This window comes from Janthinobacterium sp. SUN120, assembly GCF_030397735.1.
Classification (GTDB): Bacteria; Pseudomonadota; Gammaproteobacteria; order Burkholderiales; family Burkholderiaceae_D; genus Janthinobacterium; species Janthinobacterium kumbetense.
Window position 1 is genome coordinate 1 of sequence record NZ_JAPUBW010000007.1, and the last position, 16093, is coordinate 16093.

16 protein-coding genes and 1 riboswitch are annotated in these 16093 nt (G+C 63.9%); of the genes, 15 read left to right on the forward strand and 1 reads right to left on the reverse strand.

Features of this window, described 5'->3' with window-relative positions; genetic code table 11:
* Positions 1 to 111: 111 nt before the first annotated feature.
* The 14 genes from O0879_RS26055 (at position 112) to O0879_RS26120 (ending at position 13202) form a co-directional block, all read left to right on the forward strand.
* Positions 112 to 282 carry a hypothetical protein gene (locus tag O0879_RS26055; protein WP_289919523.1) on the forward strand — a complete coding sequence of 57 codons (171 nt, stop codon included), beginning with the start codon at positions 112 to 114 and terminating at the stop codon, positions 280 to 282.
* Between the two features lie 44 nt (positions 283 to 326).
* On the forward strand, positions 327 to 1367 hold the full coding sequence (gene cobT / locus O0879_RS26060) for a nicotinate-nucleotide--dimethylbenzimidazole phosphoribosyltransferase (RefSeq protein ID WP_289919524.1): 1041 nt from the start codon (positions 327 to 329) through the stop codon (positions 1365 to 1367).
* A 4-nt stretch (positions 1368 to 1371) separates the two neighbouring features.
* Positions 1372 to 2178 (forward strand): adenosylcobinamide-GDP ribazoletransferase, encoded by an 807-nt coding sequence (locus O0879_RS26065; RefSeq protein ID WP_289919526.1) that lies wholly within the window; start codon positions 1372 to 1374, stop codon positions 2176 to 2178.
* 6 nt (positions 2179 to 2184) lie between these two features.
* Positions 2185 to 2739, forward strand: a complete 555-nt coding sequence (locus O0879_RS26070) for a histidine phosphatase family protein (RefSeq protein WP_289919529.1) — start codon at positions 2185 to 2187, stop codon at positions 2737 to 2739.
* A gap of 44 nt (positions 2740 to 2783) precedes the next feature.
* Positions 2784 to 3026, forward strand: a riboswitch (cobalamin riboswitch).
* Positions 3027 to 3153: 127 nt separating this feature from the next.
* Complete coding sequence (locus O0879_RS26075) at positions 3154 to 5016, forward strand: TonB-dependent receptor (RefSeq protein WP_289919530.1); 1863 nt, start codon at positions 3154 to 3156, stop codon at positions 5014 to 5016.
* Between the two features lie 85 nt (positions 5017 to 5101).
* Positions 5102 to 6127, forward strand: a complete 1026-nt coding sequence (locus O0879_RS26080) for an iron ABC transporter permease (RefSeq protein ID WP_289919532.1) — start codon at positions 5102 to 5104, stop codon at positions 6125 to 6127.
* Positions 6124 to 6891: an ABC transporter ATP-binding protein gene (locus tag O0879_RS26085; protein WP_289919533.1), complete on the forward strand. Its 768-nt coding sequence runs from the start codon at positions 6124 to 6126 to the stop codon at positions 6889 to 6891. Before O0879_RS26080 ends, O0879_RS26085 begins: the two co-directional genes overlap by 4 nt.
* A 1-nt stretch (position 6892) precedes the next feature.
* Entirely contained in the window at positions 6893 to 7525 is a 633-nt protein-coding gene (gene cobO / locus O0879_RS26090) for a cob(I)yrinic acid a,c-diamide adenosyltransferase (protein WP_099665407.1), read from the forward strand.
* 7 nt (positions 7526 to 7532) lie between these two features.
* The gene (gene cobU / locus O0879_RS26095) at positions 7533 to 8099 is read left to right on the forward strand and encodes a bifunctional adenosylcobinamide kinase/adenosylcobinamide-phosphate guanylyltransferase (protein ID WP_289919534.1); all 567 of its coding nucleotides are present in this window, start codon (positions 7533 to 7535) and stop codon (positions 8097 to 8099) included.
* Positions 8093 to 9046, forward strand: coding sequence for an adenosylcobinamide-phosphate synthase CbiB (cbiB, locus tag O0879_RS26100; protein ID WP_289919535.1), 954 nt, complete (start codon positions 8093 to 8095; stop codon positions 9044 to 9046). The genes cobU and cbiB overlap by 7 nt, the downstream gene beginning before the upstream one ends.
* Entirely contained in the window at positions 9039 to 10025 is a 987-nt protein-coding gene (gene cobD / locus O0879_RS26105) for a threonine-phosphate decarboxylase CobD (RefSeq protein ID WP_289919536.1), read from the forward strand. Before cbiB ends, cobD begins: the two co-directional genes overlap by 8 nt.
* Positions 10022 to 10933, forward strand: a complete 912-nt coding sequence (locus O0879_RS26110; protein ID WP_289919537.1) for a cobalamin-binding protein — start codon at positions 10022 to 10024, stop codon at positions 10931 to 10933. The genes cobD and O0879_RS26110 overlap by 4 nt, the downstream gene beginning before the upstream one ends.
* Positions 10930 to 11751, forward strand: a complete 822-nt coding sequence (locus tag O0879_RS26115; RefSeq protein WP_289919540.1) for an ABC transporter substrate-binding protein — start codon at positions 10930 to 10932, stop codon at positions 11749 to 11751. Before O0879_RS26110 ends, O0879_RS26115 begins: the two co-directional genes overlap by 4 nt.
* Positions 11748 to 13202 carry a cobyric acid synthase gene (locus O0879_RS26120; RefSeq protein ID WP_289919542.1) on the forward strand — a complete coding sequence of 485 codons (1455 nt, stop codon included), beginning with the start codon at positions 11748 to 11750 and terminating at the stop codon, positions 13200 to 13202. The genes O0879_RS26115 and O0879_RS26120 overlap by 4 nt, the downstream gene beginning before the upstream one ends.
* 3 nt (positions 13203 to 13205) lie before the next feature.
* Here O0879_RS26120 and O0879_RS26125 read toward each other — a convergent pair whose 3' ends face one another.
* Positions 13206 to 14363 (reverse strand): hypothetical protein, encoded by a 1158-nt coding sequence (locus O0879_RS26125; RefSeq protein WP_289919544.1) that lies wholly within the window; start codon positions 14361 to 14363, stop codon positions 13206 to 13208.
* Between the two features lie 206 nt (positions 14364 to 14569).
* Here O0879_RS26125 and O0879_RS26130 point away from each other — a divergent pair, with 206 nt between their 5' ends.
* On the forward strand, positions 14570 to 16042 hold the full coding sequence (locus tag O0879_RS26130) for a DHA2 family efflux MFS transporter permease subunit (protein ID WP_289919546.1): 1473 nt from the start codon (positions 14570 to 14572) through the stop codon (positions 16040 to 16042).
* Positions 16043 to 16093: the final 51 nt, after the last annotated feature.

A 16093-nucleotide genomic window follows, 5' to 3' on the forward strand; every position in this document is an offset into this window, starting at 1 on the left:
GACATCAAATGCCCACACTTATCGACTGTTAATTGTTAAAGAACTGTATTCGGTACTGCTTTCGCGCTATCGACAAAGCGTTGTGTTTGTCAGCTGCGAAGAAGGAAGAGTATGAAGCATTTCGCTACCTCCGTCAACCCCGTTTTTCAGCGCATTGCGCTTAAAAACTTTTCTCACTTTACGCTGCATTTGCATGCGTCGTTCAGCGAGGGGGGGAATTATAGCCGTGCCCTGCGCACCCCGCAAGCGCTATTTTGCAGTTGGGTAAATATTGCTGTGTGATATCGTAGCGCCGACCATACCCTGCCTCATCCACATAGATTCCCATGCCTATCCCACACATCAGCCCGACCGCCAATCCCGCCCTGGCCAGCGCACTTGAACACGCCATCAACAGCAAGACCAAGCCATTGGGCAGCCTTGGCATGCTGGAAACCCTGGCCCGTCAAATCGGCCTGATCCAGCAAAGTACGCAACTGGCGCTGCACCAGCCCGCCATCATCGTTTTCGCGGCCGACCATGGCGTCGTCGCCGAGGGCATTTCTGCCTATCCACAAAGCGTTACCTGGCAGATGGTGGAAAACTTCCTGGGCAACGGCGCCGCCATCAATGTCTTTGCCCGCCAGAACGATTGCGCCTTATATATAGTAGACGCGGGCGTGAACCACGATTTCGGCCCGCGCGACGGCTTGCTTGACCATAAACAAGGTCCCGGCACCCGCAACTTTGCCAAAGAGCCCGCCATGAGCCGGGAACAGTGCCTGGCCGCCATGCAGGCGGGGATGGGCCTGGTCGCCAGCCTGGTCGGCAATGTGCTGGGCTTTGGCGAAATGGGCATCGGCAACACCACGGCCGCGGCAGCACTGATGCACAAGCTGACCGGCACGCCCGTTGCCGATTGCGTCGGCGCCGGCACGGGCCTGTCGAAAGAAGGCGTACTACATAAACAGCAAGTGATCGAAGCGGCCGTCGCCCATCATGCGGCAGTCGATGAGCCGCTCGACGTGCTGGCCACCTTTGGCGGTTTCGAGATCGCCATGATGGCCGGCGCCATGCTGAAGGCGGCCGAACGGCGCATGATTCTGCTGATCGATGGCTTCATCGTCAGCAGCGCCCTGCTGGTGGCGGCCCGTTTGCAGCCAGCCATTCTCGATTACTGCGTGTTTTCGCACTGCTCCGATGAAAACGGTCACCGCCAACTGCTGGCCAGCCTTGGCGCGCGTCCGCTACTGCACCTCGATTTGCGCCTCGGTGAAGGCACGGGTTCCGCGCTGGCCTTGCCGCTGCTGCACGCGGCCGTCAACTTCATGCGCGAGATGGCGACCTTCGCCTCGGCCCAGGTCAGCGAAAAGTCCACGCCAGACTAATACTATGGCCAATCCCGTTTCCGCCGCAATCCACCAGTGCCGTCTGTTCTTCATCGCGCTGCAGTTCTTCACGCGCCTGCCCATCCCGCGCTGGGTGGGTTTCGAGCCGGCTTGGCTGCAGCACGCCTCGCGTTACTTCCCCCTGGTGGGTCTGGTGGTGGCAGCCATCAGTGGCGCCGTGTATCTGTTGGCCAGCTGGCTGCTGCCTTCTGCGGTGGCCGTGCTGCTGGCCATCGCCGCCGGCATTTACCTGACGGGCGCCTTCCATGAAGATGGTTTCGCCGACATGTGCGACGGCTTTGGCGGCGGCTTGACGCGCGAGCGTGTACTGGAAATCATGAAGGACTCGCGCATTGGCGCGTATGGCGCCATCGGCATCGTCTGCCTGCTGGCCATCAAGTGCACGGCGCTGGCCTCGTTGCCGCCACACATCGTCGTGGCGACACTGTGCATCGCCCATCCTTTGTCCCGCCTGGCCGCCGTCTCGCTGATCCGGTTCATGGACTATGCACGCGACGAAGGCAAGTCCAAGCCCATGGCGCAGGAAATGCGCACGGGTGAATTCATCATCGCCACCGTCTGCGGCCTGCTGCCCGTCATCGTGTGCGGCGCTCTGGGGATATTCGACTGGGCCACGCTGGTCTTTGCCGTCGTGGTGACGGCAGCTGCCGCTTTCTGGCTGGGCCGCAAATGCCAGCGCCGCCTGCAAGGCTACACGGGCGACTGCCTGGGCGCCGTGCAGCAGGTGGCGGAAGTGGCGGTCTATCTGGCCATCCTCTCCAGCTTCCAGCCTCCCGTGCGCTTCTATTAAGCCAGCATGCGCCTGATCCTAGTCCGCCACCCCGCACCGCAAGTGAGCAGCGGCACCTGCTATGGCCGCAGCGACGTGGCGGTGGCGCCGCACGAAATGGCCACGGTGCGCGCCAGCTTGCAGGCAACCTTGCCGCCGCATGTACCGCTGTATACCAGTCCGCTGCGCCGCTGTGCCGACCTGGCGACAGCCTTGGCGCAGGACTTGCCCGCAAGCGCCCTGCGCTTCGACGCGCGGCTGGCGGAGATGGATTTCGGCGCGTGGGAAATGCAGCCCTGGCACGCGATTGCGCGCGCGGAAATCGATGCCTGGGCAGCCGACCTGGCCTGGCACCGCCCCGGCGGGGGCGAGAACGTGCTGGCGATGGCCGCCCGCATCGACGCGTTTCTAGGCGATCTGTTGCGCGAACAACACGAAACGGTCGTCATCATCTGCCATGCGGGCACCATCCGCCTGCTGTCGGCACTGCAAGCCCGGCTGCCATTGGAGGAAACAGCCCTGCTGGCCGCCCATTCTGCCCATAAAATCGCCTACGGTGCGACGGTCGTCGTCGATTTCTGATACTGAATTGTCCAGCCGACCATGTCAGTCCATGCCTGCTGCACGTATAATGGCGGGGTTTTGGTGCCCGCGTTCATGTCCATGAGCGCAGTTAAACGGGAAACACGATGCCGCGATCGCGGCGAGCGTGTGCTGCCCCCGCAACGGTAAGCAAGTGTCGCCCCTCCCTACCGGAAACGGGCGACAAGCTATCTCTGACAACCACTGTGCTTGCAATCATCGAGCATGGGAAGGTGAGATAGCCGTACTTGCCAGCCCGGATACCGGCCAGGACAGGTGGAAGTGTGCGAACGGGGATGTTCGCGATCCGAATGGCCGACTGGCCGTCTTCGATCGTCATCTTCAGTTCCCACTTCTGTTCAATCTGGCCTACGGGGACGTCGGCTGGTTGCATATTACTTACTGAAAATTATCATGACCCATGCTGTTTCCCGCCACGCGGCCCTCACGTCGCTCGCGCTAGCCATTGCCGCGCCTGCCGCTTTCGCCCAAGCCACGCCAGACACCTTCGATCCCATCGTCGTTACCGCCAACCGCTACCCGCAGCATCTGAGCGAAGTATTGAGCGATACGCAGACCATCAGCTCGGAAGACATCGCGCGCTCGGGCGCCGGTACGCTGATCGACCTGCTGCAAAAGCAGCGCGGCATCGAAGTCAATCGCAATGGCGGCCCAGGCACAAGTTCGAGCGTATTCATTCGCGGCGCGAACAGCAACCAGAATATCGTGCTGGTCGACGGCGTGCGCATTGGCTCCGCCACATCGGGCGCTGCCAACTGGAGCGCCCTGCCGCTGTCGAGCATCGACCACGTTGAAATCGTCTACGGCCCACTGAGCACCATGTATGGCGCCGATGCCGTCGGCGGCGTGATCCAGATCTTTACCAAGAAAGGCGACGGCGCGACGCGCTTTTCCGCCTTCGCCGGCTACGGCCGCGACAGCACCCGCCAGGTGGAAGCCAGCGTTGCCGGCTCTACCGGTGGCAACAACAGTTTCAGCTACGCGCTGACCGCGGGCAAGGAAAAATCAGATGGCTATTCCGCCACCAAACCTGGTAATTCTTCCTATAACGGCGATAAAGACGGCTACGACAAAGAAAGCGTCAGCGGCCAGTTTGGTTATCAGATGGCGAAGGGACATGACGTCGGCCTGGTTTTCCTGAACAGCAAACTGGATGCACAATACGATGCGGGCTTGAACTTCGACGCACGCAACTACAATAAGCAGGAAAGCGCCTCTGTCTTCACGAAGAACCAGTTCTTGCCGAACTGGACCAGCGAGCTGCGCTACGCAGAATCGAAGGACAAACTTACCTCAGTTTCCGCGCTCGGCTCCTCCGGCAGAAGCCAGTTCGACACCAAGCAAACTGACATCAGCTGGCAAAACGATATTCTCATTGGCCGTGATACTTTGCAATTACTGGGTGAATACCGTGACGAAGATGTCGTGAGCTCGACCAAAGGCCTGTCCGGCGGACGCAATACAAAGTCTTTCGCGGCATCGTACAACCTGGTACGCGGCGCCCACCTGGCCAGCATCAGCGGCCGTCGCGACGACAGCTCGGCGTTTGGTACGTACAACACGGGTAGCGTCGCCTATGGCTATCGTTTCAGCAATGCCTTGCGCGCCAACGCCAGCTATGGCACCAGTTTCCGCGCACCGACCTTCAACGATCTCTACTACCCTGATTTTGGCACCCCCACGAACAAGCCAGAAAAAGGCCGCAATGCTGAAATTGGATTGCACTACAACGACGGCCAATCGCAACTGAGCGCGATCTACTACCATAACAAGATTACCGATATGATCAACTATGTGTCGGCTTGCCCAGTTATTGGATGGAAACCAGGCTATGGCTGCAGCACGAATGTCGACAAAGCCCTGCTCGAAGGCGTGACGCTGGCTGGCGCGCACAAGTTCGGCGCCTTCAACGTCAGTGGCAATCTCGACCTGCAAGATCCACGCAATGAATCCATTGACAAGCAACTGACACTCCGCGCGAAAAAGCACGCCAATTTCGCTGTCGATTACACGACCGGTCCTTTGACCGCCGGTACGGAATGGCAGTTGTCGGACAAACGTTTTGCAGATCCTGCCAACAAGACCACCCTCGGTGGCTATGGCTTGCTGAACCTGTACACCACCTACCAGTTCGCACGCGACTGGTCGGTGCTGGCACGCTGGAACAACATCACCAACAAAGACTATGAACTGGGCCGTTTCTATGCGACGCCACGCTCGAACCTCTTCGTTGGCGTACGCTACGGCATGAAGTAACCGCGTCGTAATGATGTAAGCTGCGGGCGATGGCATGCCGTCGCCCGCAGATGCAGTTCTGCAGTCCCCGTTTTTAAGGCAGTACATGCACCCATTTTTCCGCAATATGCGCCACCGCGCCACCGTGATCCTCACGGTGCTGATCGTGTGCGCGGTTGCCAGCCTGATTTTCTCCGGCATGATCGGTTCGATCGCGATTCCGCTCGCCGACCTGCCTTCCGCCCTGTTCCATGTCATGCAGGGTAAGACCGATACCCTCGCCGCCACCTTGCTCGACCTGCGCCTTGGCCGCGCGCTGACCGCTTTTGTCACCGGCGCGGCACTGTCGCTGGCCGGCCTGATGATGCAGGCGCTGCTGCGCAATCCCCTGGCCGATCCGTACGTGCTGGGCATTTCCGCCGGCGCTTCCGTCGGCGCGCTGGCCGTGCTGCTGTTCATGTGCGCGCTGTGGGTCGTCGACGCGGCCGCGTTTGCCGGCGCCGTCGGGGTGTCCATGCTGCTGTACTTTTTTGCGCGCCGCGACCTGCGCGGCGGCACGGCGGCCGAAGGCGGCGCCTCGCTCTTGCTGCTGACGGGCGTGATCCTGGCCTCGGCCTGCATGGCCATCGTCACCCTGATGCTCTCCATCGCCCCGGAAAGCCGCTTGCGCAGCATGGTGTTCTGGATGATCGGCGACCTGTCCGGCGCGCCCGCGCGGCTGATGCCCTGGCTGGTCCTGGCCGGTGCCCTGGTCTTCGCACTGCGCTGCGCGCGCTCGCTGAACGTCATGGCGCTGCACGCGGAAGCGGCCAGCACCCTGGGCGTGCGCGTGGGCGCCCTGCGCAAGGGCCTGTTCTTCTGTTCCGGCCTGCTCACGGCCAGCGCAGTCACCAGTGCCGGCAGCGTGGGCTTTGTCGGCCTGATCGTGCCGCACGCGCTGCGCTTTGCCTGCGGCCCCGACCATCGCCTGTTGATACCGGCTGCCGCGCTGGCCGGCGGCACCTTCCTCGTACTGGCCGACACGCTTGCGCGCACCGTGCTGGCACCGTTACAGCTGCCCGTCGGCGTGGTCACGGCCATGATAGGCGCGCCCGTCTTCCTGTACCAACTGCACCGGTTGCGACGCACATGATACGTACCTACCAACTCGGCCTGAAGGCAGGCACGCGCTCCCTCGTGGAAAACCTCACCTGGCAAATCAGGGATGGCGAATGCTGGAGCGTGATCGGCCGCAATGGCGCGGGAAAAAGCACCTTGCTGCGCACCCTGGCCGGCTTGCGCGAACCGGATGCGGGCCACGTGACCATACAGGGCCGCGCCCTGGTCGACTGGCCGCTCGACGAACTGGCGCGCGAACGGGCCTTCCTGGCGCAGGCGCGGCACGATGCGTTCTCGTACCGCGTCATCGAAACCGTGCTGTCGGCGCGCCACCCATATCACGACAACCATTACTGGGAAGGCAGCGACGACCAGCGCATCGCCCTGGCGGCGCTGGCGTCGATGGAAGTGGAACACCTGGCCGAGCGCGACGTGCGCAGCCTGTCCGGCGGCGAACGCCAGCGCGTGGCCATCGCCGCCATGCTGGCGCAGGACACGCCCTTGCTGCTGCTGGACGAACCGGCCAATGCGCTGGACCTGGCGCACCAGGTCAGCGTCATGGGCCTGCTGTCAAAGCTGTGCCGCGAACAGAATAAAACCGTGGTGATGGTGGGGCATGACCTGAACCTCGCGCACAGCGTCTCGACCCATGCGCTACTGCTGATGGGCGACGGCGGCTGGCTGGCCGGTCCGGTGGCCGAGGTAATGCGGGCATCCATCCTGGGCGACTACCTGGGCCACCCGATCGAGATCATCGATCACGGCAAACGCAAGATATTCATACCGAAAGAGGACTGACATGAGCGACAAGAAGACAATCGATGCGGACACCGCGGCCATCAACGAACGCCACCGCGTACGCATGGAACGCAAAAAAGCCATCATCGACGCGGCCATCGCCAAGGCCGACAAGGAAATCGGCATCATCATCGTCAACACGGGCAATGGCAAGGGCAAGAGTTCGAGCGGCTTCGGCATGGCCATCCGCGCCATGGGTCACGGCATGAAAGTGGGCGTGGTTCAGTTCATCAAGGGCGCCATGTCGACGGGAGAAGAAAAATTCCTGCGCCGCTTCCCCGATGAAATCAGTTTTCATGCGATGGGCGAAGGCTATACCTGGGAAACGCAAAACCGCGAACGCGACATCGAAAAGGCCGAACTGGCGTGGGAACAGGCGAAGACCTTCCTGGCCGACCCCAGCTACGGCCTGGTGCTGTTCGACGAGCTCAATATCGCCCTCAAATACAACTACCTCGACGTGCATAAAGTCATCGCCGACCTGCTGGAACGCCCGGCCATGCAACACGTGGTCATCACGGGCCGCGGCGCTCCGGACGAACTGATCGCCATCGCCGACACCGTCACGGAAATGGCCGTTGTCAAGCATGCCTATGCGGCCGGCATCGGCGCGCAAATCGGCACCGAGTGGTAACAGCGCCATGACGCGCACCCTGGTCTTCGGCGGCGCCCGTTCCGGCAAGAGCGCCCATGCGGAAACGCTGGCCCGCGAGTCCGGCAAGGAAGTGATCTACATCGCCACCGCGCAGGCGGGCGATGCTGAAATGGCCACGCGCGTCAGGCACCACCGAGCGCAACGCCCAGCCGAGTGGGTAACCCTGGAAGAACCGCTGCGCCTGGGCGACGCCATCCTGCGGGAAGCACTGCCAGGCCGGCTGCTGCTGGTCGACTGCCTGACCCTGTGGCTGACCAACCTGATGTTTTCCAGCGGCGAGACCTATCCGGACGTAGGCGACATCGCCCTGCCCGAGCTGTTCCACAGCGAGCGCGCGCACCTGCTGTATGCGCTGGCCGAAAGCGAAGACACCGGCTGCGACCTCGTTCTCGTGTCGAACGAAGTGGGCATGGGCATCGTGCCCTACGGCGCCATCTCGCGCTGCTTTACCGATGAAGCGGGCCGTTTGAACCAGGCCGTGGCGGCCGTGTGCGACAAGGCTGTCTTTGTCGCCGCCGGCCTGCCGCTGCACCTGAAAGGCGGCCCATGCTGAGCGGCTTGTCGCTGCCCATGCTGGCTGCTTTGATGGCGGCCGGCGTGCTGCTCGACCTGCTGCTGGGCGAGACGCGCCGCTGGCATCCGCTGGTGGGCTTTGGCCGCCTCGCCAGCGCGCTGGAGTGCCTGCTGAACCGGGGCCGTGGGCGCTTCCTGCGCGGCGCGCTGGCGTGGTCGCTGGCCGTGCTCCCCATCAGCTGTGCCACCTACTGGCTGTGCGGCCTGGCGGGCGCCGCCCTCCACGTCTGCCTGCTCTATCTATGCCTGGGTTTACGCAGCCTGCGCGACCACAATCAGCCGATCGCCGACGCCCTGGCCATCGATGACCTGGACAACGCGCGCCTGCTGACGGCGCGCATCGTCAGCCGCGACACGGCCAATGCCGACGCGGCCAGCCTGGCCAAGGCCAGCACCGAATCCCTGCTGGAAAACGGCAACGACGCCGTCTTCGGCACCCTGTTTTGGTTTGCCGTGGCGGGCGGCCCCGGCGCCGTGCTGTTCCGCCTGGCGAACACGCTGGACGCCATGTGGGGCTACCGCAACGCACGTTACAACTGGTTCGGCTGCTGCGCCGCGCGCATCGACGACCTGTTGAATTATCTGCCGGCGCGCCTGACGGCCCTGTCGTACGTCTTGCTGGGCAAGACCGTGGCCGACAAAAAACGCGCGTGGCAGTGCTGGCGCAGCCAGGCACCCAACTGGGGCAGCCCGAATGCGGGCCCCGTGATGGCCAGCGGCGCCGGCGCCTTGGGCCTGGCCCTCGGCGGCGACGCCATCTACGACGGCGAACTGGAACGCCGCCCGCCTTTGGGTAGTGGCCGTCCCGCCGAAGCGCGCGATATCGACCGCGCCTGGCGCCTGGTGGCTGAAACGGCCGTGCTGTGGCTGACCTGGATGGCGCTGCTGGCAGGCCTGTTCTACCTGAAGGGAAAATACCTTGCTTGAACATGGCGGCAACCTGCGCGACGCCGCGCGCGAATACGGCAGGCCGTTGGAAGACTGGATCGACCTGTCGACCGGCATCAACCCGCACTGGTATGCAGCGCCAGCACCGAACGCCAACGCCTGGCACCGGCTGCCGGAAGCCGATCCCGCGCTGGCCGCTGCCGCCTGCGCGTATTACGGCGCGCCAGCCATGCTGCCCGTGGCCGGCACGCAGGCCGCCATCCAGGCCCTGCCCCGGCTGCGCGCGCCGTCGCGCGTGGTGGTGGCCGCGCCGTCGTATGCGGAACATGCGCACCACTGGGGCCAGCACGGCCACCAGTTGCGCCAAGTGCCGTATGCGCAGCTGGCCAAAGCGGTCGACCGCTGCGACGTGCTGGTCGTCTGCAACCCGAACAATCCCACGGGCGAGCGCATCGCGCCCGAGCTGCTGCTGGAGTGGGCGGACAAACTGGCCGCGCGCGGCGGCTGGCTGGTGGTCGATGAAGCGTTTGGCGATACGGAATCGTGCGCCAGCCTGGGCTCCCACTCTGCCCGGCCGGGACTCATCATGCTGCGCTCCGTCGGCAAATTCTTCGGCCTGGCGGGACTGCGCCTGGGCTTTGTCGCCGCCTCTCCAGCCTTGCTGGCACAGCTGGCCGACATGCTGGGCCCGTGGACCGTCAGCGGCCCGGCGCAGCACATGGCGCTGGCCGCCCTCGCCGACACGCATTGGCAGGACGCGATGCGCGAGCGCCTGCGCGGCGAAGGCACGCGCCTGCGCCAGCTATTGGCAGCGCACGGCATCGCCAGCAGCGGCACGGCGCTGTTCCAGTGGTGGCAGGAAGAGCGCGCCGAAGCATTCTGGCGCCACATGGCGGAAGCGGGTATCTGGGTGCGCCTGTTCCGCCACGCCGCCCACGGCATCCGCCTGGGCCTGCCCCCCGACGAACATTCCTGGCTGCGCCTGCAGCAGGCCCTCACCACATGGAAACACATATGAATCACTTGAAAACAGCACTGCTACTGGCCGGACTGGTTTCGCTGCAGGCGCAGGCCGCCATCACCGTGCGCGACGACGACGGTAACACCGTCACCGTGCAAAAACCGGCGCAGCGCATTCTGGCGCTGGCGCCGCATGTGACGGAACTGCTGTTCGCGGCCGGTGGCGGCGACAGGATCGCCGGTGTCGTCAGCTACAGCGACTACCCGGAAGCTGCAAAGAAGATCACGCAAGTGGGTGACAACCGCCAGTACGACATGGAACGCATCATCGCCCTGAAGCCGGACCTGATCGTCGTGTGGATGCATGGCAGCGCCGAGCGCCAGATCGCCATGCTGCGCCAGCTGAAGGTGCCCATCTATCACAGCGAACCGCGCAAGCTGGCCGACATCCCCGACAGCATGGAGCGCCTGGGGCAGCTGATGGGAACGGAAAAAACCTCCAAACCGGCGGCGGCCCAGCTGCGCGCCAAACTGGCCAGCCTGACGGCGCAATACACGCAGCGCCCGCCCGTGCGCGTGTTTTACCAGGTGTGGGACAAACCTTTATATACCTTGAGCGGCGCGAGCATCATCAGCGATTCCATGCGCGTGTGCGGCGCGCAAAATATCTTTGCCGCGATGAAGGTGGTGGCGCCCGTCGTCACGCCGGAAGGCGTGCTGCAGGAAGACCCGGAAGTCATCTTCGGCACCAGCGAAAAAAGCGATCCGCGCAGCGAAGGCGGCCTGGCCATGTGGCGCGCCTTCCCGTCGATGACGGCCGTGCGCAAGAATAACCTGTTCCGCCTGAACGGCGACCTGCTGAACCGCGCCGGCCCGCGCATGATCGAGGGCACGGCCGCCATGTGCGAGCAGCTGGAAGTGGCACGCCAGCGCCGCAACACGCCCGCCGCCAAGGCCGCTCCATGAGTCACGCAGCGAGTCACTACCAGCGCATCGCCTGCCTGTCGACGGAAGCCGTGGAGACGCTGTATGCGCTGGGCGCGGAAGACGTCATCGCGGGCATTTCCGGCTTTACCGTGCGTCCGCCCCGCGCGCGCGAGGAAAAGACCAAGATCAGCGGCTTTTCCTCTTCCAGCCTGGAGCGCATCCTGGCCGTCCAGCCCGATCTCGTGATCGGCTTTTGCGACATGCAGGCCGATATCTGCCGCGACCTCGTCAAGGCCGGCATCGAGGTACACCAGTTCAACCAGCGCACGGTGGAAGGCATCCTGCGCATGATCGCCGTGCTGGCTGCGCTGGTGCAGCGCGAGGAAGCGGGACGCGCACTGATCGCCAGCCTGCGCGCCGACATCGCCGCCGCCCGGGCCCGCGCTGCGGCCTGGACGCGCAAGCCCGTGATCTACTTTGAAGAGTGGAACGATCCCCTGATGAGCGGCATCGGCTGGGCGGCGGAATTGATCGGCATCGCCGGCGGCACGGACGCCTTCCCGGAATTGTCCGCGCAGCCGGGCGCGAAAGAGCGCATCATCGCCGATCCGCAAGAGGTGGTGCGGCGCGCGCCCGACATCATCATCGCCACCTGGTGCGGCAAGAAGTTCCAGCCGGCGCAGCTGACGGCACGCCCGGGCTGGGATGCGATTCCCGCCGTACGCAATGACATGCTGTTCGAGATCAAGTCGCCCGACATTCTTTCGCCCGGTCCGGCCGCCATCACGCAAGGCTTGCGCCAGATCAGCGACATCATCGCGCAGTGGCAGGAGAATCAGAAAGAGCGGCAGGCATGAAGAGTCCCTTCCCCGCCTTGATGGTGCAAGGCACGACGTCGGACGCGGGCAAGAGCACCGTCGTCGCGGCCCTGTGCCGCCTCTTGAAACGCCGTGGCGTGACGGTGGCGCCGTTCAAGCCGCAAAACATGGCCTTGAATAGCGCGGTGACGAGCGACGGCGGCGAGATCGGCCGCGCGCAAGCCTTGCAGGCGCTGGCCTGCGGCATCGCGCCCCACACGGACATGAATCCGGTGCTGCTGAAGCCTTCATCGAACACGGGCGCGCAAGTGATCATCCACGGCAAGGTGCGCGCCGAGATGGATGCGCGCGACTACCAGCAATATAAAACCATCGCCATGGGCGCCGTGCTGGAATCGTACGCGCGCTTGCGCCAGCAATACGACGCCGTCGTCGTCGAAGGCGCGGGCAGCCCCGCCGAAGTCAATTTGCGCGCGCGCGACATCGCCAACATGGGCTTTGCCGAAGCCGTCGACTGTCCCGTGATCCTGGTGGCCGACATCGACCGTGGCGGCGTCTTCGCGCACATCATCGGCACCCTGGCCTGTTTGTCCGACAGCGAACGGGCGCGCATCCTTGGCTTCGTCATCAACCGCTTCCGCGGCGATATCTCGCTGCTACAACCCGGCATCGAGTGGCTGGAACAGCAGACGGGCAAACCCGTGCTGGCCGTGCTGCCCTACCTGCAAGGCCTGTTCCTCGACGCGGAGGACGCCGTCGAAGCGATGCAGGCCGAACGCGGCGCCTTCAAGGTGGTGGTGCCGCAACTGCCGCGCATCAGCAACCACACGGATGTCGACGCGCTGCGCGCTCATCCCGATATCGACCTGCAATTCATCAAACAGGGACAGCCGATTCCAGCGGCCGACCTGGTGATCCTCCCCGGCAGCAAGAACACGCGCGGCGACCTGGCGTGGCTGCAGCAGCAAGGCTGGCCCGCCTACCTGGCAAAACACCTGCGCTACGGCGGCAAGGTGCTCGGCATTTGCGGCGGCTTCCAGATGCTGGGGCAGTCCGTACGCGATCCGCTGGGCGTGGAAGGCGCGGCGGGAGAGTCAAAGGCGCTGGGATTGCTCGACATGGCGACGGAGCTGACGCGCGACAAGCGGCTGGAACAGGTGCGCGGCCACTGCGCGTTTGCCGGCGCGGCCGCTGCGCCCGTGGCAGGCTATGAAATCCACATGGGTGTCTCGCATGGCGCGGCGCTGGCGCAGCCGGCCTTCCTCATCGACGGCCGTCCGGAAGGAGCGGTATCGGGCGACGGGCAAATCCTCGGCAGCTATTTGCACGGCATGTTCGACACGCCCGCCGTGTGTGCGGCGCTGCTGCGCTGGGCGGGGCTGGACTCCGGCCACACGGTGGATACCGCCGCCCTGCGCGAGGCCAGCCTGGAACGCATCGCCGATGCGGCCATCCCGCTGCTGGCGGCCCTGGATCGCATCAATCGCTAACGATTATTTTTTCAGGCACATGCCCATGTACGAACGGTCGGTCGAAAATTCGACGGCCATGCTCGATGACACGGGCATGAACATCGCATAGTCGGCCGGCACGTCGGCGGGGTCCTTGAACACGGCGATGCCATCGACATCGACGGCCTGCGCACCCAGGCCCAGCTTGTTCAGGGTCACGTTTTCCGCGTGCACCTTGCCCGTGCCGTTATTGGTGATGGTCGCCACATTGCTGGCGATGTCGATCTTGCCCGTCGTGCCACCCTGCGCCGCACAGGCGTAGCTGCCATCGATTTCCGTGCCGATTTTCTGCTGTCTGGCCGCCACGATGGTGCCCACGCGCAGGACGTTTTCCTGATTGCGGCTGTAGCGGTCGATGAACAGCGCCAGCCCCCGGTCCCCCGCATGCACGTGCACGATGCCGAAGTCCTGGCTGCCCTGGCGGGCGACGAGCAAGCCGTTCTTCGCATCCTTGACCAGGGTCAGGCTGGCGTTTTCCGCTTCCAGCAGCGGCGATACTGGCGAGCACACGCCTTGCGCGTTGAACACGCCGCCATTGCACAGTTGGGCCGCCCCGTCGGCAGCGATCTTGAGACTGCCTTTCGGATTGAAACGGTCACCGCCGTTCGAGGCATTGCGCATGCCGCCCAGGAAGATATAGTTGCCGGCCAGCTTGGCCACGTCACCCACCGCATAGCCGGTGCCGCTGACGGTCGAGACCACACTACCCAATTTGATGTTGCCAGAAAGAAGACGCGTGCGCGCATCGACGGCGACGCTGAAATCCGTTGCCGTGTAAGTGGTGAGATTGCCGGTGGTGGACGCGGTAAACGTGCCGCTGCGGTCGCTCAAGCCGAACTGCGTCGACAGCACGCGGATGGCATAGGTTTTCTTGACGCTGTCGAACGTGATGCGCCAGGTGTCGCCGATATCGGCAGCCACGTCATACACGCTTTCATCGGCGCTGGCGCCGGCAATGACGCTCAAGCCAGCCTCCCTGGCCACGGCAACTGACGCCACCGTCACGCTGTCGGCGGGAACGACGGGAGGCGTCACGACGGCCGGCGGTGTCACCGGCGTCGCTGGCCTGCCGCCATCGCTGCCGCCACCGCATGCGGACAGGGCCGCGCCCAGGACAAGGAACGTAAGTGCATTTTTCATGTGGAGTGACTTTCAGGGAAAAGAGGTAGGAGCAGCCAGAAAACACATGCTAGCCTTGCCCGCAATCTATTGCTATAGAACAAATGTTCCATGGACTACGCCCCCGGCATGTTGCCAAAAGGGAAGGCGCGGGCGGCACGCCTGCGTCATTTATGTGACAATTCATCGTACTGTCGGCTCCGTTTCTCCTCTTCAGGCTCGCATCCATGACCAGTTCCCCGATTAAAAGCTACCTTCCCTGGGTGGTCGCCACCGCCCTGTTCATGGAGCAACTCGACTCCACCATCGTCAACACCGCCATCCCCGCCATGGCCGCCAGCCTCAACGTGACGCCGCTGAGCCTGAAAGCCGTCGTCACCAGCTACATCCTGAGCCTGGCCGTGTGCATTCCCATCAGCGGCTGGATGGCCGACCGTTTCGGCACGCGGCGCGTGTTTTCCGCCGCCGTCGCCATCTTTACCCTCGCCTCCATCCTGTGCGGCCTGTCCGTGAATGCGCCCATGCTGGTGGCCGCGCGCCTGCTGCAAGGAGTGGGCGCGGCCATGATGATGCCGGTGGGCAGGCTCACCATCATCCGCACCTTTCCCAAGTCGCAACTGCTGGCGGCCATGAATTTCGTCATCATCCCCGCTTTGATCGGTCCCCTGCTGGGGCCCACGGTCGGCGGGCTGATCGTGCACTGGCTGTCGTGGCGCGAGATTTTCTTCGTCAACGTGCCCGTCGGCCTGGCGGCGCTGTATCTGGCGCACCGCTACATGCCTGATTACTACGGCGACAAGCCGCGTCCGCTGGACCTGATCGGCCTGGTGTTGTTCGGCACGGGCATCGCGCTGCTGTCATGGCTGCTGGAAATTTTTGGCGAACACCGCATCGACGGCACCTCGTTTGCCGTGCTGCTGTTCATCTCCATCAGCCTGCTGACAGCGTATGTCTGGCATTCGAGCGAAGTGTTGCATCCGCTGCTGCGCCTGACCCTGTTCAAGATCCGCACCTTCCGCGTTTCCGTGGTGGGCGGCTTCGTCACGCGCCTGGGCGTGGGCGGCCTGCCCTTCCTGCTGCCGCTGCTGTACCAGCTGGGCCTGGGCTTGCCCGCCTGGCAATCGGGCTTGCTTATGATGCCGTCGGCCGCTGCCGCCATGGGCATGAAATTCATTTCCGCACGCGTGCTGGCCCGCTTCGGCTATCGCCAGGTACTGATCGTCAACACCGTGCTGATCGGCGTGACCATCGCCATGTTTTCACAGGTGAGCGCGGGCACGTCCCTGTACGTCATCGTCGCCATCAGCCTGTGCATGGGTTTTTTCAATTCGCTGCAGTTTTCCAGCATGAATACCATCGCGTATGCCGACGTCGACAAGAACGATTCGAGCATGGCCAGCACGATCGCCAGCTCGATGCAGCAACTGTCGATGAGCTTTGGCCTCGCCTTCGGTTCGCTGATCACGGGCTGGTACCTGGGCGACATGCCGCAGTCGGACCGCGCCATGCTCAGCACGGCCCTGCATCACGCCTTCCTCACCCTGGCGGCTCTGACGGTGCTGTCCTCGCTGACCTTCTGGACCTTGCGCCGCGACGATGGCGAAAGCATCAGCAAGGGCACGGACAGCGACGAGGAGGATGCGGCCGACGTCAAGGCCCAGGCCGTTGTGCAGACGGAAGTGCAAACTACAAAAGGCTGAGCCACATCAAGCTTGCCGCCAGCGCCGCTGGTACTTTTGCCTGACGCTGCT